Source organism: Pseudomonas syringae (genome assembly GCF_023278085.1).
Taxonomy (GTDB): Bacteria; Pseudomonadota; Gammaproteobacteria; order Pseudomonadales; family Pseudomonadaceae; genus Aquipseudomonas; species Aquipseudomonas syringae_Q.
On sequence record NZ_CP066265.1, the window covers coordinates 4,742,422 to 4,761,562 of the forward strand.

The window sequence follows — 19,141 nt, forward strand, 5'->3', positions numbered from 1 at the left end:
TGCACCAATGCAGCGCCCGGAATGCACCTTGTGCAGAACCGGGTTCCACCTTGGTGCACACCCTCCTCGCCCCGCGACACATTCGTTCCGTTTTGCGACGTGCGGGGCTTGGCCCAGACCTTGCTAAAGCTTGTAGCGGGCAACGTAATGCACCGCCGCAGAACCATCAAAACAATGAAGGGAGCCAGTCAATGAAGCGTCGCAGCCTGATCAAAGCCTTTACCCTGTCCGCATCGATCGCCGCCATGGGGCTGACCTGGACCGTTCAGGCTGCCGAGACCATCAAGGTCGGCATTCTGCATTCGTTGTCCGGAACCATGGCTATCTCCGAAACCTCGCTTAAAGACATGGCGTTGATGACCATTGACGAAATCAACGCCAAAGGCGGTGTCAACGGCAAGATGCTGGAACCCGTGGTTGTGGACCCGGCGTCCAACTGGCCGCTGTTCGCGGAAAAGGGCCGTCAGTTGCTGACGCAGGACAAGGTTGCCGTGGTATTCGGCTGCTGGACCTCGGTGTCGCGAAAATCCGTATTGCCGGTCTTTGAAGAGTTGAACGGCTTGCTGTTCTATCCGGTGCAGTACGAAGGCGAAGAGATGTCGCCCAACGTGTTCTATACCGGCGCAGCGCCTAACCAGCAGGCCATTCCTGCGGTCGAGTATGTGATGAGCGAAGACGGCGGCTCGGCCAAGCGCTTCTTCCTGCTGGGCACCGACTACGTTTACCCGCGGACCACCAACAAGATTCTGCGCGCGTTCCTGCACTCCAAAGGTGTGAAAGATACCGATATCGAAGAGGTCTACACCCCGTTCGGTCACTCCGATTATCAAACCATCGTCGCCAACATCAAGAAGTTCTCGGCGGGCGGCAAGACGGCTGTGATCTCGACCGTCAACGGCGACTCCAACGTGCCGTTCTATAAAGAGCTGGCCAACCAGGGCCTGAAAGCCACCGACGTTCCGGTAGTCGCCTTCTCGGTAGGCGAAGAAGAACTGCGCGGCATCGACACCAAACCGTTGGTGGGCCATCTGGCCGCCTGGAACTACTTCCAGTCGGTGGAAAATCCCGTCAACAAGAAGTTCGTCGCTGACTGGAAAGCCTACGCCAAACAGAAGAACCTGCCGGGCGCTGACAAAGCCGTCACCAACGATCCGATGGAAGCCACCTACGTCGGTATCCACATGTGGGCACAGGCCGTCGAAAAAGCCAAATCCACCGACGTGAACAAGGTGCGTGAAGCCATGGCCGGGCAGACGTTCGCCGCCCCGTCCGGCTTCACCCTGACCATGGACAAGACCAACCACCACCTGCACAAGCCAGTGATGATCGGCGAAATCCAGGACGACGGGCAGTTCAACGTCGTCTGGCAGACCAAAGAACCGATCCGCGCCCAACCCTGGAGCCCGTACATCCCCGGCAACGACAAGAAGCCGGACACTCCGGTGAAGAGCAACTGACGGATAACGTTGCCTGACGCCTGATCGTTCCCACGCTCCAGCGTGGGAATGCAGTTCTGGACGCTCCGCGTCCACCCCCGAAAATGCAGCTCGATGCAAATGTGACGCAGAGCGTCACGAAAGGCATTCCCACGCGGAGCGTGAGGAACGAGCAGTGTGAGGGCGGACAACCACGAGCGCCCTGTGGAACGCCATACTGAATCAAGGCCATATTGATATGCCTTCTTACCTCTACCGCTTCATCCTCGCGTTCAGCCTGCTGCTGCCCTTTGCAGCGCAGGCCAGCGATGCCGGTGATTTTGCCGCGGCCAGTTCTTCCCGACAGGCCGAGCTGCTCGAGGCCTGGGCAGCCAGCCCGGTCCCTGAACGCATCGAACTGCTGGAAGCGTTGCGCGATGGCCGTGTTGCCGCTGACAGCAGCAAGCGCGCCTGGATCGAAAGCAACGAGAAATACGTGCCCGCGGATGCCGATGCACCCGCTGCTGCCGATGCCCCCACCCCCGACGAGCCGCGCAAACTGCGCCTGAACAATCGACTCCGTGGCCTGGTCGAAACCGCGCTGGCCAGCCATCAACTGCTGGCAGCCGATACCAGGCTACGTCTCGCGGCCGCCTTGCAACTGCAAAAAAGCGCCCGCCCTGCACAATTGGCTCTGCTGAGCCAACGAGTGGCCAGCGAAACCGATTCCAGCGTCAAAAGTGCACTGACACTGGCCTTGGCCAACCTGCAGATGGTCGATTCCAGCCCCACGGTGCGCCTGGCGGCAGTACGCCTGCTTGGCGAAACCGGCGATCCGCTGGCCCGCACCCGACTTGAATCGCTGCTGGAGCCAGGCGTTGAAACCGACGCGTCGGTTCGCATCGCCGCTGAAACCAGTCTGGCGCAGGTCAACCGCAAGCTGATGATTGGCGAAATTCTCGGTCAGGCGTTCAGCGGCATGTCACTGGGTTCGATCCTGCTGCTGGCGGCACTGGGCCTGGCAATTACCTTCGGCCTGCTCGGCGTGATCAACATGGCCCACGGCGAAATGCTGATGCTGGGCGCGTATTCAACCTATGTAGTGCAACTGATGTTCCAGCGCTATGCGCCGGGCGCGATCGAGTACTACCCGTTGATCGCGCTGCCAGTGGCGTTTTTTGTCACCGCCGCTATCGGCATGGCCCTGGAGCGCACGGTGATTCGTCATTTGTACGGCCGCCCGCTGGAAACCCTGCTCGCCACCTGGGGCATCAGCCTGATGCTGATCCAGGCCGTGCGGCTGGCGTTCGGCGCGCAAAACGTCGAAGTCGCCAACCCGGAATGGCTGTCCGGCGGGATACAGGTGCTGCCCAACCTGGTGCTGCCTTACAACCGCATCGTAATCATCGCGTTCGCGCTGTTCGTGGTGGTACTGACCTGGCTGTTGCTGAACAAGACCCGTCTGGGCCTGAACGTGCGCGCAGTGACCCAGAACCGCAACATGGCGGCCTGCTGTGGCGTGCCGACCGGGCGCATCGACATGATGGCCTTCGGGCTGGGCTCGGGCATCGCAGGTCTGGGCGGCGTTGCGCTTAGTCAGATCGGCAACGTCGGCCCGGACCTTGGCCAGAGCTACATCATCGATTCATTCCTGGTGGTGGTGCTCGGCGGTGTCGGGCAACTGGCTGGCAGTGTCACCGCGGCCTTCGGCCTTGGCATTGCCAACAAGATTCTCGAACCGCAGATCGGCGCGGTACTGGGCAAGATCCTGATCCTCGCGCTGATCATTCTGTTTATCCAGAAACGTCCGCAAGGCCTCTTCGCATTGAAAGGACGGGTGATCGACTGATGAGCCAGCCATTGATGGTAACTGCCGCACAAAAAGTCGGCCCCAAAGGCACGCTGACGGTGGGCATTCTGATCCTCGCCGTGCTGCTGGCACTGCCGCTGCTGTCGCTCTTGCCTGCCGACAACAGCTTTCAGGTGTCGGCCTACACCCTGACGCTGGTGGGCAAGATTCTCTGCTACGCCATCGTCGCCCTCGCGCTGGATCTGGTCTGGGGCTACGCCGGGCTTTTATCGCTGGGGCACGGCCTGTTCTTCGCGCTGGGTGGTTATGCGATGGGTATGTACCTGATGCGTCAGGCCGCAGGCGACGGCTTGCCGGCATTCATGACCTTCCTGTCGTGGACCGAACTGCCGTGGTACTGGGCGGGCACCGATAATTTTCTCTGGGCGCTGTGCCTGGTGGTGCTGGCGCCGGGGTTGCTGGCGCTGGTGTTCGGCTTTTTCGCCTTCCGCTCACGTATCAAGGGCGTGTATTTCTCGATCATGACCCAGGCTCTGACCTTTGCCGGCATGCTGCTGTTTTTCCGCAACGAAACCGGTTTTGGCGGCAACAACGGCTTCACCAACTTCCGCAGCATTCTGGGCTTCAGCATCAGCTCGCAAGGCACCCGTGCCGTGCTGTTTCTGGCCACTGTCGTGTTGCTGGTCGCCAGCCTGTACATCGGCTGGAAGCTGGCGCAGAGCAAGTTCGGCCGGGTTCTGACGGCGCTGCGTGATGCCGAAAACCGACTGATGTTCTGCGGCTACGATCCACGCGGCTTCAAACTGTTCGTCTGGGTGTTGAGCGCCGTCATGTGCGGCCTGGCCGGGGCCTTGTATGTGCCGCAGGTGGGCATCATCAACCCCAGCGAAATGTCGCCGACCAACTCCATCGAAGCGGCTGTCTGGGTCGCTTTGGGCGGTCGCGGCACACTGATCGGCCCGCTGCTGGGCGCGGGTCTGGTGAATGGCATGAAAAGCTGGTTCACCGTGGCTTTCCCGGAATACTGGCTGTTCTTTCTCGGCGCGCTGTTCATCATCGTCACGCTGTACCTGCCCAAGGGTGTGATCGGCCTGCTGAAGAAAAGGAGCGAGCAATGAAAACCACTCCGACCCCGTCCTGCATGCTCGAACCGGTGCTGGCCCCCAACTCCGACGCCGGCACCAGCCGCGACGCCGTAGGCTTCGGCAAAAGCGCCGGCAAAGGCCTGAATACGCGCCACGGCACGATCCTCACGCTGGAAGACATCAGCGTCAGCTTCGACGGTTTCAAGGCGTTGAATGACCTGAATCTGTACATCGGCGTGGGTGAACTGCGCTGCATCATCGGCCCCAATGGCGCAGGCAAGACCACGCTGATGGACGTCATCACCGGCAAGACCCGCCCCAGCCACGGCAAAGCGTGGTTCGGTGAAACGCTGGACCTGACGCAGATGAGCGAGGTGCAGATTGCCCAGTCCGGCATTGGCCGCAAATTTCAGAAACCCACGGTATTCGAAGCCCTGAGCGTGTTCGAAAACCTGGAACTGGCGCAGAAGACCGACAAATCGGTGTGGGCCAGCCTGCGCGCGCGCCTCAGCGGCGAACAGCAGGACCGGATCAACGAAGTGCTGGACACCATTCGCCTGACCTCCTCGATGCATCGCCCGGCAGGCTTGCTGTCCCACGGCCAGAAGCAGTTTCTGGAAATCGGCATGTTGCTGGTCCAGGACCCGCAACTCTTGCTGCTCGACGAACCGGTGGCTGGCATGACCGACGCCGAAACCGAGTTCACCGCCGAACTGTTCAAGGGCCTCGCAGGCAAGCACTCGCTGATGGTGGTGGAACACGACATGGGCTTCGTCGGCTCGATTGCCGATCACGTCACCGTGCTGCATCAGGGCAGCGTACTGGCCGAAGGCTCACTGAACGACGTACAGGCCGACGAACGCGTGATTGAAGTGTATTTAGGGCGCTAGCGCCCAGCTGCAAGCTTTTAGCTGCAAGCGGCAAGCTAGAAGCAAAGGCAGCATGCTGCTCTTTCTTGCCGCTTGAAACGTGTAGCTTGCAGCTCAAAAAAGGACCCACCATGCTCCAGGTCGAAAAGCTCCACCAATATTACGGCGGCAGCCATATTCTTCGCGGTCTGTCGTTTGAGGTGAAGGTCGGTGAAGTCACCTGCCTGCTGGGCCGCAATGGCGTCGGTAAAACCACGCTGCTGCGCGTCCTGATGGGCCTGCTGCCTTCGAAGGAAGGCGCGGTGCATTGGGAAGGCAAGGCCATCACCGGTTTCAAGACACATCAGCGCGTACACGCCGGTATTGCTTACGTGCCACAGGGCCGAGAGATCTTCGGTCGGCTGACGGTCGAGGAAAATCTGCTGATGGGCCTGTCACGCTTTCCCGGCTCTGAAGCCAAGGAAGTGCCCGCCTTCATCTACGAGCTGTTTCCGGTGCTGCTGCAGATGAAGCATCGCCGTGGCGGAGACCTGTCCGGTGGTCAGCAGCAGCAACTGGCGATTGGCAGGGCGCTGGCGAGTCGCCCGCGCCTGCTGATCCTCGATGAGCCCACCGAAGGCATCCAGCCGTCGGTGATAAAAGAGATCGGCGCGGTGATCAAAAAGCTGGCCGAGCGCGGCGACATGGCGATTTTGCTGGTCGAGCAGTTCTACGATTTTGCGGCGGAACTGGCTGATCAGTATCTGGTGATGTCGCGCGGCGAGATCGTTCAGCAAGGCCGCGGCGAAAACATGGAGGCCGACGGGGTGCGCGGCCTGGTCACCATTTGATGCGCCAATCCGTTATCGTGCAGCACTCGACCAACCAGTGAAGATGCCATGAACCTGCCTGCCCACACCGCCCTGTTCACGCCCAGCTGGCATGCCGAGCTGGAGCTGGGTTATGGCCGTTTTGACGACTGCACGCGCCCGACACAACGCCGCCACAAAGGGCCCCTTCGGGTACAGAAACATCTGTACGCCGAAGGACCCGAGGTGTGCCAGCACATCATCGTTCATCCACCGGGCGGCATCGCCGGTGGCGACCGGCTGGATATTTCAGTCAACGTCGGCGCAGCGGCCTGGGCACAACTGACCAGCCCCGGCGCAGCCAAATGGTATCGCGCCGCCAGCCCGGCATTTCAGCAACTGGAGCTGCATGTCCAGCCCGGCGCGACGCTGGAATGGCTCCCGCAGGAAACCATCGTGTTCAGCAACGCTCAGGCAGAACTGACCACGCGCATCGAACTGCATGGTGATGCCCGGTTATGCTACTGGGATGTCGTGGCGCTGGGCCGTCCCGCCAGTGGTGAGCGTTTCGAGGACGGGCATTTTCAGTCGCATCTGGACATCCGTCGCGACGGCGCATTGCTCTGGCACGAGCGGCAACGCATTATCGGCGCTGACGGGCTGCTGGATTCGCCCATCGGGCTGGATGGCAAAACGGTGTTCGCCACCCTGCTGCTGACCGGTGAGGCGCCCAGCGACCTGCTTGAAGATTGCCGCTCACTGTCGATGCCTAATCCGGTCCGCGGTAATCTGACTCAGTTGCCGGGATTAATCGTCGCGCGCTGTCTGGCTGATGAAGCCTTGCACGCCAGGGCCTGGCTGATAGAAATCTGGAAACGCCTGCGCCCTGCCCTGCTGGGACGCGAAGCGATAACGCCGAGAATCTGGAATACCTGAGGGTTGGGCCCGATGCATCCAGGGCGGCATTTCTGGCCGGAGCACGGGAACGATCAACGACCGAATCTGAAGAAGCGAATACCTCATGGACCTGACGCCACGCGAAAAAGACAAGATGCTGATTTTCACCGCCGGACTGGTCGCCGAACGGCGTCTGGCACGCGGTGTGAAGCTCAATTATCCGGAAGCCATGGCCTATATCTCGGCGGCGTTGCTGGAAGGCGCGCGTGACGGGCAGACCGTCGCTGATCTGATGCACTACGGCACCACCCTGCTGAGCCGCGATCAGGTCATGGAAGGTATTCCGGAAATGATCCCGGAGATCCAGGTGGAGGCCACCTTCCCGGACGGCACCAAACTGGTCACCGTACACCAGCCGATTGCTTGAGGGAGTGATCATGCAGGAGCTGATTCGTGATGCATTGCCGGGCGATCTGCCGGGCATTCTGGCCATCTACAACGATGCAGTGCTGAACACCACGGCGATCTGGAATGAGCAGCCGGTCGACCTGGCCAACCGTCAGGCCTGGCATACGGCTCGCCAGACCCAGGGTTATCCGATCCTGATCGCCGTCGACCGCACAGGCGAGGTACTCGGTTATTCATCGTTTGGCGACTGGCGGCCTTTCGAGGGCTTTCGCCATACCGTCGAGCACTCGGTCTACGTGCGCGCCGACCAGCGTGGCAAGGGCCTGGGGCCGCGCTTGCTGGCTGAGTTGATCGAGCGCGCCCGCGCCTGCGACAAGCATATGATGGTGGCCGCCATCGAAAGCGGCAACGCGGCCTCCATCGCTCTGCATGATCGTCTAGGCTTCAAGACCACCGGGCAGATGCCGCAGGTCGGCACCAAATTCGGCCGCTGGCTGGACCTGACGTTCATGCAGCTTGACCTGTCGCCGGGCGCTTCGCCGCCCGCGTCACAAGCGCCCAAATCCCTCTAGAGAGCACGCCATGAACCATGCACACCTGCGACGGGTTACCGCTGAAAGCTTCGCGCATTATCGCCATGGCCTGGCGCAGTTGCTGTTCGACACGGTTCATGACGGCGCCTCGGTCGGGTTCATGGCGGACCTGGACATGGCGCAGGCGTTTGCCTGGTGCGATGGTCTGAAAGCCGATATTGCCGCAGGCAATCTGCTGCTATGGGTGGTGGCCGAGGACGATAATGTGCTGGCCAGCGCGCAGCTGTCGCTGTGTCAGAAGCCCAACGGCCTGAACCGCGCCGAAGTGCAGAAACTGATGGTACTGCCTGAGGCCCGGGGCCGTGGCCTTGGCAGGCAACTGATGGACGAGGTGGAACAGACTGCGGTGAAACACAAGCGCGGGCTGCTGCATCTGGACACCGAGGCGGGCTCGACGGCTGAAGCGTTCTATCGTTCGCTGGCCTACAACCGTGTCGGTGAGCTGCCGGATTATTGCGCAACACCGGACGGTCGTTATCGGCCGACCGCCATTTATTTCAAAACCTTGGGGCAACCGACATGATCCCTGGTCAATACCAGATCCAGCCCGGTGACATCGAACTCAACGCCGGACGCCGCACCCACAGCCTGACCGTCGCCAACAGCGGCGACCGGCCGATTCAGGTGGGCTCGCACTTTCATTTTTTTGAAACCAACGACGCACTGACCTTCGACCGTGCCGCCAGCCGTGGCATGCGCCTGAATATCCCGGCCGGCACCGCCGTGCGCTTCGAACCGGGCCAGTCCCGCGAAGTCGAGCTGGTGGATCTGGCGGGATTGCGCGAGGTTTACGGGTTTGCCGGCCGGGTGATGGGTGCGCTTTAGCAGCGCAGCTGCAAGCGAAACGCATATTGAATATCGTTCCTACGCTCCGCGTGGGAATGCTGTTCGTGACGCTCTGCGTCGCATCGGAGCCGGGCAGAAAAGCCTGCGCCTCGATTACACCCACCATCGCGCAAGACTGAAGATTTGTGACGCGGAGCGTCACGGGATGCATGCCAACGCGGAGCATTGGCACGATAGTCAAAAACTTACAGCTTGCGGCTTGTAGCTTGCAGCTCTGAATCCGAGACCCGAAAGATGAAGATAAGCCGACAAGCCTACGCCGACATGTTCGGCCCCACCGTTGGCGACAAGGTTCGACTGGCGGATACCGAATTGTGGATCGAGGTCGAGAAGGACTTCACCACCTACGGCGAAGAAGTGAAATTCGGCGGTGGCAAGGTTATCCGTGACGGCATGGGCCAGGGTCAACTGCTGGCCGCTGACGTGGTTGATACGCTGATCACCAACGCCTTGATCATCGACCATTGGGGCATCGTCAAGGCCGACGTCGGCATCAAGAACGGGCGCATCGCCGCCATCGGCAAGGCGGGCAACCCGGACATCCAGCCGGACGTGACCATTGCGGTCGGTGCGGCCACCGAAGTGATTGCCGGTGAAGGCATGATCCTCACCGCAGGCGGCGTCGACACGCACATCCACTTCATTTGCCCGCAGCAGATCGAAGAGGCGTTGATGAGCGGCGTGACCACAATGATCGGCGGCGGCACCGGGCCCGCCACCGGCACCAACGCCACCACGGTCACACCCGGCCCATGGCACATGGCGCGCATGCTCCAGGCCTCGGACTCGTTCCCGATGAACATCGGCTTCACCGGCAAGGGCAACGTCAGCCTGCCCGGCCCGTTGATCGAGCAGGTCAAGGCGGGGGCTATCGGCCTGAAACTGCATGAAGACTGGGGCACTACGCCGGCCGCCATCGACAACTGCCTGAGTGTTGCCGACGAATATGACGTGCAGGTCGCGATTCACACCGACACGCTGAACGAGTCAGGTTTTGTCGAAACCACCCTGGCCGCGTTCAAGAACCGCACCATCCACACGTACCACACCGAAGGCGCTGGCGGCGGCCATGCACCGGACATCATTAGGGCCTGCGGCTCGCCGAACGTGCTGCCAAGCTCGACCAACCCGACCCGGCCCTTCACCCGCAATACCATCGACGAGCACCTGGACATGCTCATGGTCTGCCACCACCTGGACCCGAGTATCGCCGAAGACGTGGCCTTCGCGGAGAGCCGCATACGCCGCGAGACCATTGCTGCCGAGGACATTCTTCACGATCTGGGCGCATTTTCGATGCTCAGCTCCGACAGCCAGGCCATGGGCCGGGTCGGCGAAGTGATCATGCGCACCTGGCAAACCGCCGACAAAATGAAGAAACAGCGCGGCCCGCTGCCGCAGGATGGCCCTGGCAACGATAACTTCCGCGCCAAGCGCTACATCGCCAAATACACCATCAACCCGGCGATCACCCATGGCATCAGCCACGAAGTGGGCTCCATCGAAGTGGGCAAATGGGCAGATCTGGTGCTCTGGCGCCCGGCGTTCTTCGGCGTGAAACCGACCCTGATCCTCAAGGGCGGCGCCATCGCCGCAAGCCTGATGGGCGATGCCAATGCCTCGATCCCGACACCGCAACCTGTCCACTACCGCCCGATGTTCGCCAGCTATGGCAGCTCGCTGCACGCCACCAGCATGACCTTCATCAGCCAGGCCGCGTTCGACGCAGGAGTGCCGGAATCGCTGGGCCTCAAAAAACAGATCGGCGTGGTAAAAGGCTGCCGCACTGTGCAGAAGAAGGACCTGATCCACAACGACTACCTGCCGGACATCGAGGTCGATCCACAGACCTATCAGGTCAAGGCCGATGGCGTATTGCTGTGGTGCGAACCGGCGGATGTGCTGCCGATGGCGCAGCGGTATTTTCTGTTCTAGTCACATCCGGGCACCGCACTCAGGGTTATAAAAAACCCTGACGTGCCCGGAAGTCTGTTCAGCATCGCCGGTTCAAAAACGGGCGCAGAGGCGCATGCCCACGCGGAGCATCGACGAGCGTCGTGACCTCCATGCTCGGGCACGCCCCTCACTCAAGCTGCCGGGTGGACACAGGCCCCCGAAAAAAGGGCGTTTACCGACCGAAATGACAGTAAACACTCTGTGTTTCATGTCATGTAAAGGAGGTAATATGCGCCATCTTTCGTCACGCACCTCCAGCAAGGTACTCGGCCATGCGCCTTTCCGACTTCATCGTTATTCATGTGGATCGCATTGTCGATGAATGGGAAGACTTCGCCAGAACCCTGAAACCGGCTGCAGAAACGATGACCAAGGTCGAGTTGCGGGATCACGCGAAGTCGATTCTGCTCGCGGCTGCACGCGACATGAAAACGGCACAGAGCAAGAGTGAAGAGATCGCCAAGGCCCGTGGCGAGGAGCTGAACAAGACGCCGAGCCTGGATGAGGCCGCCAGCAGCCATGGCGAATTGCGCCATGAGGTCGGTTTTGACCTGGTGCAGATGACGTCCGAGTTTCGCCATCTGCGCGCCAGCGTCATTCGTCTGTGGGCCGAAAGCCTGGCGGCCCCGCAACTGGCTGACTTTCAGGATGTGATTCGTTTCAATGAAGCGATTGACGAAGCCTTGGCAGAGTCCACCGCCGCCTATGCCGAGCGAGTCGGACGCTCACGGGATATCTTTCTGGCCATTCTGGGGCATGACCTGCGCGCGCCGCTGCAAGCCGTCAGCATGTCCACTGAATTGCTGGCACGCAAAATAGCGCTGGACGAAAAGACCGGGGCTTACGTCGCACGCATCCAGACCAGTACCCGTCACATGGGCGCGATGGTCAGCGATCTGCTTGAGTTCGTGCGCAGCCGCCTGGGCGCCGGGTTGCCGGTAGAGCGCAAATACATGGACCTGGCCAGCGCCTGCCGCGAAGCCATTGAAGAAGCCTGCGCCGGACGACCGGACTCCACTCCGGTGCTCAGCATCGAAGGCAACACCAAGGGTCATTGGGACACTGGACGGATCAGCCAGATGTTGCAGAACCTGATCGGCAATGCCTTGCAGCATGGCGCAGCCAGCCATGAAATCACGGTCAGCGTCACCGGGTCCGAAAAATCAGTGGTGCTGGTGGTGCACAACGAAGGCAAACCGATTGCCGAAGACGCCATTGGCACGATCTTCGATCCATTGGTGCGCAGCACCGAAGAAAACAGCGAAACACGCGGCACGTCGACCAGCCTTGGGCTAGGCCTGTTCATCGTCAAGGAAGTGATCAACGCCCATGGCGGCAGCATCACCGTGACCTCGACCATCGGCGATGGCACCACGTTTACCGTGGTGCTGCCAAAAAACTGAATCGGCTGGCTGCATGCCGCTCGGCATGCAGCCGTGACGCTTCACGTCATATCAACGCCGAATCAGACGGCGTTGCCAGTGCTTACCCCTTCCAGTGCGCACGCGGGTCGAACGACGCGCTGTCGGCCAGTTTCTGCCAGAGCGCCCGCGTCGCTTCGTCGGACTGCTTGGGCATGACGATCTTCAACTGCGCATACAGATCGCCGCGCTCGCCATTCTTGTTCATCAGGCCGTTGCCTTTGATTCGCAGGCGTTGACCGTTCTGGCTGTCAGGCCGAATGGTCAGGTTGAGCCTGCTGGTCAGCGTCGGCACTGCCACCTTGGTGCCCAGCGCGGCTTCCCACGGGGCCAGCGGCACAGTGATCACCAGATCATGGCCTTCAACCTCGAACATCGGATGCGGCGCCAGGCGGATGATCAGGTACAGATCACCATTGGCACCGCCGCCGATACCGGGCGCGCCCTGACCTTTGAGACGAATGCGCTCGCCGTCGACCACACCTGCCGGAATCTTCACGTTCAGGGTCTTGGTGATATCGCTGACCCGCTGCCCGTTGGCGCTGTGCTGAGGCACCTTGAAGCTGACCTGCTTGGATTCCCCGGACAGCGTTTCCTCAAGGAACACCGCCAGCTCCATTTCCACGTCCTGGCCCTTGCGCCCCGGGTTGCGAGTACGCCCGCCCTGCTGCGGCCGACCACCGAAAATGGAACTGAAAAACTCGGAAAAGTCTGCCGTCTCTTCGTATCCGCCTGCGCCCGCACCGGCACGGCTCTGCCAGCCCGGCGGGGTCTGGAACGGACGCCCCTGTCGACCGTACTTGCGCAGTTCATCGTACTCGGCACGCTTGTCAGGGCTGCTGAGCACTTCGTAGGCTTCGGACGCTTCCTTGAACTTGTCTTCGGCGCCCGCCTCCTTGCTGACGTCGGGATGATACTTGCGCGCCAGTTTGCGATAGGCGGTCTTGATCGCCTTGTCGTCCGCAGTGGGCTCAACGTCAAGTATCTTGTAGTAGTCTTTGAAATCCATGTAACGATCACCCATCCGATTTATCCGGCAAAGCCAGATACGCTGGCGTCACGCGCCCAGCTCCCTCTGTTTATGAGGTATCTGGATTACCTAACGTCGAAAAATGTACAGGTAGCCAGCCGCATTTGAGGCGGGTCGAGCCTTCGACAACCTGGTCTACCGAGAATACCTTCAAGATTGGGGGTGATGGGCCTCAGTTCAAGCCTTGGCCGCAAATACAGCCAGGCAAATATAAGCGACGTGTCGCGCTACGCAATTTGCCCGCGCTGACATAAACTGCGCGGCCGTTTTTTGACTGGAACGTAAAAGACATGAATGACCAATCCCCGGCCCGTGCCTGCGGTATCGACTTCGGCACGTCCAACTCCACCGTCGGCTGGCAACGCCCCGGCATGGAATCGTTGATCGCGCTGGAGGACGACAAGATTACCCTGCCATCGGTGGTGTTCTTCAACATGGAAGAGCGCCGCCCGGTGTATGGCCGCCTTGCGCTTCACGAGTATCTGGAGGGTTACGAAGGCCGCCTGATGCGCTCGCTCAAGAGCCTGCTGGGCTCCAAGCTGATCAAGCACGACACCAGCGTGCTGGGCACGGCGATGCCGTTCAAGGACCTGCTGGCGCTGTTCATCGGTGAGCTGAAAAAACGTGCCGAGAACACTGCCGGACGTGACTTCGAACAGGTGGTGCTGGGTCGCCCGGTGCATTTTGTCGATGACGACGCGCAGGCTGACCAAGAGGCGCAAGACACGCTGGCTGAAGTGGCGCGCAAGATCGGCTTCAAGGATGTGTCGTTCCAGTTCGAACCTATCGCGGCAGCCTTCGATTACGAGTCGACCATTGAAAACGAAGAACTGGTGCTGATCGTCGACATCGGCGGTGGTACTTCAGACTTTTCGCTGGTGCGCCTGTCGCCCGAGCGACGCCGGCACGATGATCGCCAACAGGACATTCTGGCCACCGGCGGCGTACACATCGGCGGGACCGACTTCGACAAGCAACTGAGCCTGCAAGGTGTGATGCCGCTGTTCGGTTACGGCAGCCGCATGAAAAGCGGTGCCTACATGCCCACCAGCCACCACATTAATCTGGCGACCTGGCACACCATCAACGCGGTGTATTCGCAGAAGTCCCAACTGGCGCTGGGCAGCATGCGCTACGACATCGAGGACACCGGCGGCATCGATCGCCTGTTCAAGCTGATCGAACAACGCGCCGGACACTGGCTGGCCATGGAAGTGGAAGAAACCAAGATCCAGCTGACCCACGCCGAACACCGCCATCTGCCGATGGACCGTGTTGAGCCGGGGCTCAGTGTGGAATTGAGCCGGGCGATGTTTGAAGCGGCGATTGATGCGCAACTTGAGCGGGTGCGCAACAGCGTGACGAATCTGCTGAACGATGCGGGCGTGAGCGTAGAACAGGTCAACACGGTGTTTTTCACCGGTGGTTCAAGCGGTATTCCGGCACTGCGCAACAGCGTCGCGGCCATGCTGCCCAACGCACGCCACGTAGAAGGCAACATCTTCGGCAGCATCGGTAGCGGCCTGGCGATCGAGGCGAAAAAGCGTTACGGCTAGCTCAACAGCGGACGCAGAGCGTCGCACGATAGTCAGTCAGGTGGCGCTATCACATTAGCGTTAAACCAGCCCTTCCTTCTGCAACTCGCTCTTCAGATACGCATAGTAAATCGGCCCTGCCACCACGCCCGGCAGGCCGAATGCGGCTTCGAACAGCAGCATCGCCAGCAACAGCTCCCACGATTTGGCATTGATCTGCCCGCCAACGATTCGCGCGTTGAGGAAGTACTCGACCTTGTGGATCACGATCAGATAACCCAGTGCTGCCAGGGCGACCCAGATCGAGATCGACATGCCGACAATAAAGATCAGCGTGTTGGACATCAGGTTACCCACCACCGGCAACAGGCCGAGCAGGAAGGTCATGATGATCAGGGTTTTGGTCAGCGGCAGGTGAATACCGCACAACGGCAGCACGATGGCCAGAAATACCGAGGTGAAGGCGGTATTGAGCAGGGAGATCTTGACCTGGGCGAAGACGATATTGCGGAACGCCCGGCTGAGCAGGTACAGACGATCAAACAGTGCTGCCGCCAGCGGCTTGCGGACGTGATCACCGGAAATCCGCTGCAAGGCGATGATCGCCCCCAGCACCATGCCGATCAGCATGGTGACGAACATGTGCGCTGCGCCCTTGCCGATCAGTTGCAGCTCACCGACATGCTTCTGTAGCCATTGCCCCAGGGAAATCCGGAACTCTGCCGCACTGGCGGGCAGATAGGCGTCGATGAATGGCGGTAACTGGCCACGGGCGCGATCCACCAGCACCATGAACTTGTCCAGCGAGGCGCCGGGATTTTCGGCTTCATGCAGCACAAAACTGATGACACCGGCAAAAATCAGGGTCAGCAGACTGACCACGATGGTCCCCAGCAATGCCACGGCCAGCCAGCGCGCACGCTCGCCAGAGATCAGGCGTTGCAGCTTGGGAGTCAGCATGTTGACCAGTTCGAAGACCAGCAGACCGGCCAGCAGACTGGGCAACAATTTGAAAGGCAATACCAACAGCAAACCGCCAAACACAAGAATCCAGCTGGCTATTAACACCTGACGCGCAGAAAACGTTGGCATAGACCCTCAAAGGGCGACACAAGGAAGGTGGGCAGTCTGCCAGCCTTCTTAGCCGAGAACCAGCGATGCGCAAGGCGGAAAAACCATGGCGCAATCATCCGCCCGATGATCGGCCTGATAACCGCACGAAAGTGCCGTGTTTACTGCACTTTCGCCTGCCGCTGGAGACGTTGGTCAGCGCCGGAAAATTATTTCTTCTTGAGACAATCGCTCATGAAGCTTTTGCGCGCGTCACCCTTTAGCGCTTCTGCGCTGGCCGTCGCGTTGCAGGTCTTCATCTTCTCCTGCTGGGTGGCCGCTGGCGGTGGCGCGGCTTTCAGGCAGGTGCTCATGAATGCCTTGCGCTCGTCGCCCTTGAGCGATTTGGCGCTGGCGTCAGCGTTGCAGGTGGTCATCTTGTTCTGCTGCGCGGTGGCGGCAAACCCCTGAGCGGAAAACATCAGGCCAACGAGCAACAAAGGAATACCGAGCTTCTTCATCGATAGACTCTCCAGATCCGCTGCGCCGGACGGCGCAAGCTGATAACCAGTGTAGTCAGCTGTTGCGAGATATGACGGGGCACAGCGCATTGGCGCTGGCATTCGCGATAAACAGGCGGATAATCGCTCCTCGCTTTCATGATGATCCCCACATGCAATACGCTTTTCCGCTGATCACAATCCTTATCTGGGCAATCAATACGGCTGTCACCAAGGCGTCGTCCGGGGTGATCTTCCCGGCTGAAATAGGGTTTTATCGCTGGGCGCTGGCCGGGCTGCTGTTCACACCGTTCATGCTCAGGCCGGTCTGGGCAAACCGTGCCGCGATCAAACCGTTGCTGGGCAAGATTTTCATCCTCGCCGTGCTGGGCACAGCGCTTTATCAGAGCCTGGCGTATTTCGCTGCCGGCCTGACGACCGCCACCAACATGGGGATCATTCAGTCCATGGTGCCGATGATGGCGCTCGGGCTCTCGATAGCCTGCCTGGGCACACGCCTGACGTCGGGCGCGCTGGTGGGGGCCATGATTTCATTCGCGGGGGTAGTGGTCGTGGTTTCGGCAGGCCATCCGGGCGATCTGATCGAACATGGCGTCAACCGAGGCGATGCGATGGTGTTGGTGGCCGCGGCATCCTATGCCGTCTACAGCACGCTGCTGAAGAAGTGGCAACTGTGTCTGCCACCCTTGCAATTGCTGTATGTGCAGATTCTGCTGGCGATTATCGTGCTACTGCCGCCGTTTATCCTGTCGGCGAAAACCGGCCTGAATGCGAGCAACATCCCGATGGTGCTGTACGCCGCCATCCCCACGTCCATGCTCGCGCCGTGGCTGTGGATGAAAGCGATCATGCGCCTCGGCCCCAGCCGCACGACCTTGTTCTTCAATCTGATGCCAATCGCCACGGCATTGATTGCCGCGGCGACGCTGGGCGAACAACTGGCGCTCTATCACCTGTTCGGCGGAGCGCTGACCCTGTGCGGCGTCATCCTGGCAGAGCGCTGGACGACGCCGTTGCGGTCAAGGGCAGACTAGGCCGTCGCGCTGCTCTCGCCCACCTCCAGGCTATGAATCGACACATCGGTGATACCGGCCGCGTGAGGCAGCCCGGTTTCGCCGCCTGGCAACTCGTCCAGTTCTACGTGATGCTTGAGCGCCAGCTCGTGCACCACTTCGATAATGGGCACGTCCAGATTCTCGATAACGTCTACGTGGTGCTCGCCCAGCAAGGTGTACTCGATCTCATACAGTTCTTTATCGCTCATCGCATCTTCCTGGCCGTCACAGAGGATCGGCTGATTAACGAACTACGGTCTGACAGACAAACGATGACCGAGCCCAGGGCCGAACAAAAGCGCTCGACCATGCCATCAGATTGACCTCGGTCTTTCGGGAACGTGCGAGGAATATTCAAAGGGCCATCTTTTCTCGACCGTCATGGCATTGCGGATCAGAAAAGGCATCAGCGTGACGGCAAAGTACTGCCTCATCGCCATCTTTTTTCGAACTCTTGCGCACCTTCCCTGCTCCAAGGCATACCGGGCCAAAACCGGCTCTGACATGTGGAGCAATAACGATGTACAAGAAACTCTTCGCGGCGACGTTTGTGTTGGCAACAATGGCTGGCTGCAGCAACACAACCGTGCAGAACCCGGTGGACTACGTCACTTATCGCAACGAGCCTCTGGTCAAACAGGTCGAGAACGGCATGACTCGCCAACAGGTTCTGACCATCGGCGGCGAGCCTTCGACCACCATCGAGCGTAAGGTCAACCCAGGTACTTGCAACAATTACGTGATGAACAAAGATGGCCACAAGCAGGTTTACCACGTCAGCTTCAACAGCGACGGCCGTGTGACCAACAAGGGTTTCATGACCTGCGAACAGCGCGAGAAGAACGAAAAAGCGATGTGATAAAAGCACGCTACAAACAAAAAGCCCGAGACGCGATGCCTCGGGCTTTTTGTTGAATGCTTTTTAGAAAACCAGCTTGAACAGGGCAATAACCACAACCAGGCCGATCAGAAAGATGATGCCGACGGTGCTTCCCAGGAACTTGAGCATTGTGTATCTCCACGATTTATTTGGGTCTCATGGTTGGGACCTCGCTGCTCGGCGCTCGTTTCTTATATTTTTACATTTAGTCACATCCGCCCTGTCCTGCGAAAATCCGATAAAACTTTTTGCGCCCTCCACCACTCACAACCTTTGCTGATCTTGCCGGGCAATCCACAGAGCGAGACAGCAAAACCTGATGAGTCCTGGAGATAAATGATGAATTCTGCACCGCAATCACAGCTATCCGATGTAAATACCCTGCGCCAGCGTGCGCGCCAGAACGTTGAAAATGGTGCGGTGACTGAGGGTTACAGCGCTGACCGTGAGACCGTGTTGCGCCTGCTCAATGAGTCGTTGGCGACCGAACTGGTCTGTGTGCTGCGCTACAAGCGCCACTACTATATGGCGTCCGGCCTGAAAGCCAGCGTCGCTGCGGAAGAGTTTCTGGAGCATGCGACTCAGGAAGCCGAGCACGCCGACAAGCTGGCCGAGCGTATCGTGCAGCTGGGCGGCGAGCCGGAGTTCAACCCGGACCTGCTGTCGAAAAACTCTCATGCGCAGTACGTTGCCGGTAACACGCTGAAGGAAATGGTCTACGAAGACCTGGTCGCCGAGCGCATCGCGGTCGACAGCTACCGCGAGATCATTCAGTACCTCGGTGACAGCGACCCGACGACTCGCCGCATCTTTGAAGAAATCCTTGCTCAGGAAGAAGAGCACGCCGATGACATGGCGGATATTCTCGAAGGCCTGTAATACGCGGCAGCACATGAAAAGCCAGGACCTGTGTCCTGGCTTTTTTGTGGGTGATAAGTTTTCAGGCAGTGCGCATGAACATCGTTACGCACGCTCCAGTGGG

At 59.9% G+C, this 19,141-nt stretch carries 20 protein-coding genes; 16 read left to right on the forward strand and 4 right to left on the reverse strand.

From position 1 onward, the window contains the following. The first annotated feature begins 191 nt into the window (after window positions 1–191). From urtA to I9H07_RS21195, 12 genes are all read left to right on the forward strand, one after another. Window positions 192–1,457, forward strand: coding sequence for an urea ABC transporter substrate-binding protein (gene urtA / locus I9H07_RS21140; RefSeq protein ID WP_024672826.1), 1,266 nt, complete (start codon window positions 192–194; stop codon window positions 1,455–1,457). Window positions 1,458–1,674: 217 nt separating this feature from the next. Beyond that, complete coding sequence (urtB, locus tag I9H07_RS21145; protein ID WP_236424026.1) at window positions 1,675–3,264, forward strand: urea ABC transporter permease subunit UrtB; 1,590 nt, start codon at window positions 1,675–1,677, stop codon at window positions 3,262–3,264. Then, window positions 3,264–4,343: an urea ABC transporter permease subunit UrtC gene (gene urtC / locus I9H07_RS21150; RefSeq protein WP_024672052.1), complete on the forward strand. Its 1,080-nt coding sequence runs from the start codon at window positions 3,264–3,266 to the stop codon at window positions 4,341–4,343. The genes urtB and urtC overlap by 1 nt, the downstream gene beginning before the upstream one ends. After that, window positions 4,340–5,200, forward strand: coding sequence for an urea ABC transporter ATP-binding protein UrtD (urtD, locus tag I9H07_RS21155; RefSeq protein WP_024672053.1), 861 nt, complete (start codon window positions 4,340–4,342; stop codon window positions 5,198–5,200). The genes urtC and urtD overlap by 4 nt, the downstream gene beginning before the upstream one ends. 110 nt (window positions 5,201–5,310) lie before the next feature. Further along, window positions 5,311–6,009: an urea ABC transporter ATP-binding subunit UrtE gene (gene urtE / locus I9H07_RS21160; RefSeq protein ID WP_058392532.1), complete on the forward strand. Its 699-nt coding sequence runs from the start codon at window positions 5,311–5,313 to the stop codon at window positions 6,007–6,009. Between the two features lie 48 nt (window positions 6,010–6,057). After that, a complete protein-coding gene (locus tag I9H07_RS21165; protein WP_236424024.1) occupies window positions 6,058–6,903 on the forward strand; it encodes an urease accessory protein UreD in 846 nt (281 codons plus the stop codon). Between the two features lie 85 nt (window positions 6,904–6,988). After that, a complete protein-coding gene (gene ureA / locus I9H07_RS21170) occupies window positions 6,989–7,291 on the forward strand; it encodes an urease subunit gamma (RefSeq protein WP_005888604.1) in 303 nt (100 codons plus the stop codon). Window positions 7,292–7,301: 10 nt separating this feature from the next. Continuing rightward, on the forward strand, window positions 7,302–7,844 hold the full coding sequence (locus tag I9H07_RS21175) for a GNAT family N-acetyltransferase (RefSeq protein ID WP_058825252.1): 543 nt from the start codon (window positions 7,302–7,304) through the stop codon (window positions 7,842–7,844). A 10-nt stretch (window positions 7,845–7,854) separates the two neighbouring features. Continuing rightward, entirely contained in the window at window positions 7,855–8,388 is a 534-nt protein-coding gene (locus tag I9H07_RS21180) for a GNAT family N-acetyltransferase (protein WP_024672057.1), read from the forward strand. Beyond that, entirely contained in the window at window positions 8,385–8,690 is a 306-nt protein-coding gene (locus I9H07_RS21185) for an urease subunit beta (protein WP_024666231.1), read from the forward strand. The genes I9H07_RS21180 and I9H07_RS21185 overlap by 4 nt, the downstream gene beginning before the upstream one ends. A gap of 255 nt (window positions 8,691–8,945) precedes the next feature. After that, the gene (gene ureC, locus I9H07_RS21190; RefSeq protein WP_058825251.1) at window positions 8,946–10,646 is read left to right on the forward strand and encodes an urease subunit alpha; all 1,701 of its coding nucleotides are present in this window, start codon (window positions 8,946–8,948) and stop codon (window positions 10,644–10,646) included. A 293-nt stretch (window positions 10,647–10,939) separates the two neighbouring features. Continuing rightward, window positions 10,940–12,070, forward strand: coding sequence for a sensor histidine kinase (locus I9H07_RS21195; protein ID WP_236424022.1), 1,131 nt, complete (start codon window positions 10,940–10,942; stop codon window positions 12,068–12,070). An 82-nt stretch (window positions 12,071–12,152) separates the two neighbouring features. On the opposite strand, the gene cbpA is transcribed toward I9H07_RS21195, so the two are convergent. Continuing rightward, on the reverse strand, window positions 12,153–13,097 hold the full coding sequence (gene cbpA, locus I9H07_RS21200) for a curved DNA-binding protein (RefSeq protein ID WP_024672060.1): 945 nt from the start codon (window positions 13,095–13,097) through the stop codon (window positions 12,153–12,155). 311 nt (window positions 13,098–13,408) lie between these two features. Here cbpA and I9H07_RS21205 point away from each other — a divergent pair, with 311 nt between their 5' ends. Continuing rightward, entirely contained in the window at window positions 13,409–14,674 is a 1,266-nt protein-coding gene (locus I9H07_RS21205) for an Hsp70 family protein (RefSeq protein ID WP_236424019.1), read from the forward strand. A 60-nt stretch (window positions 14,675–14,734) separates the two neighbouring features. Here I9H07_RS21205 and I9H07_RS21210 read toward each other — a convergent pair whose 3' ends face one another. Next, window positions 14,735–15,745: an AI-2E family transporter gene (locus tag I9H07_RS21210; protein WP_024673647.1), complete on the reverse strand. Its 1,011-nt coding sequence runs from the start codon at window positions 15,743–15,745 to the stop codon at window positions 14,735–14,737. A 188-nt stretch (window positions 15,746–15,933) separates the two neighbouring features. After that, entirely contained in the window at window positions 15,934–16,224 is a 291-nt protein-coding gene (locus tag I9H07_RS21215; RefSeq protein ID WP_024673646.1) for a PsiF family protein, read from the reverse strand. 152 nt (window positions 16,225–16,376) lie between these two features. Between I9H07_RS21215 and I9H07_RS21220 the strand changes: the two genes are divergently transcribed. Further along, window positions 16,377–17,258, forward strand: coding sequence for a DMT family transporter (locus I9H07_RS21220; protein WP_024673645.1), 882 nt, complete (start codon window positions 16,377–16,379; stop codon window positions 17,256–17,258). Here I9H07_RS21220 and I9H07_RS21225 read toward each other — a convergent pair. Beyond that, window positions 17,255–17,488, reverse strand: a complete 234-nt coding sequence (locus I9H07_RS21225) for a hypothetical protein (RefSeq protein ID WP_024673644.1) — start codon at window positions 17,486–17,488, stop codon at window positions 17,255–17,257. The genes I9H07_RS21220 and I9H07_RS21225 overlap by 4 nt on opposite strands. Window positions 17,489–17,799: 311 nt before the next feature. Here I9H07_RS21225 and osmE point away from each other — a divergent pair, with 311 nt between their 5' ends. After that, window positions 17,800–18,138, forward strand: a complete 339-nt coding sequence (gene osmE, locus I9H07_RS21230; protein WP_024673643.1) for an osmotically-inducible lipoprotein OsmE — start codon at window positions 17,800–17,802, stop codon at window positions 18,136–18,138. Window positions 18,139–18,498: 360 nt separating this feature from the next. After that, the gene (locus tag I9H07_RS21235; RefSeq protein ID WP_024644100.1) at window positions 18,499–19,038 is read left to right on the forward strand and encodes a ferritin-like domain-containing protein; all 540 of its coding nucleotides are present in this window, start codon (window positions 18,499–18,501) and stop codon (window positions 19,036–19,038) included. The last annotated feature ends 103 nt before the right edge of the window (window positions 19,039–19,141 follow it).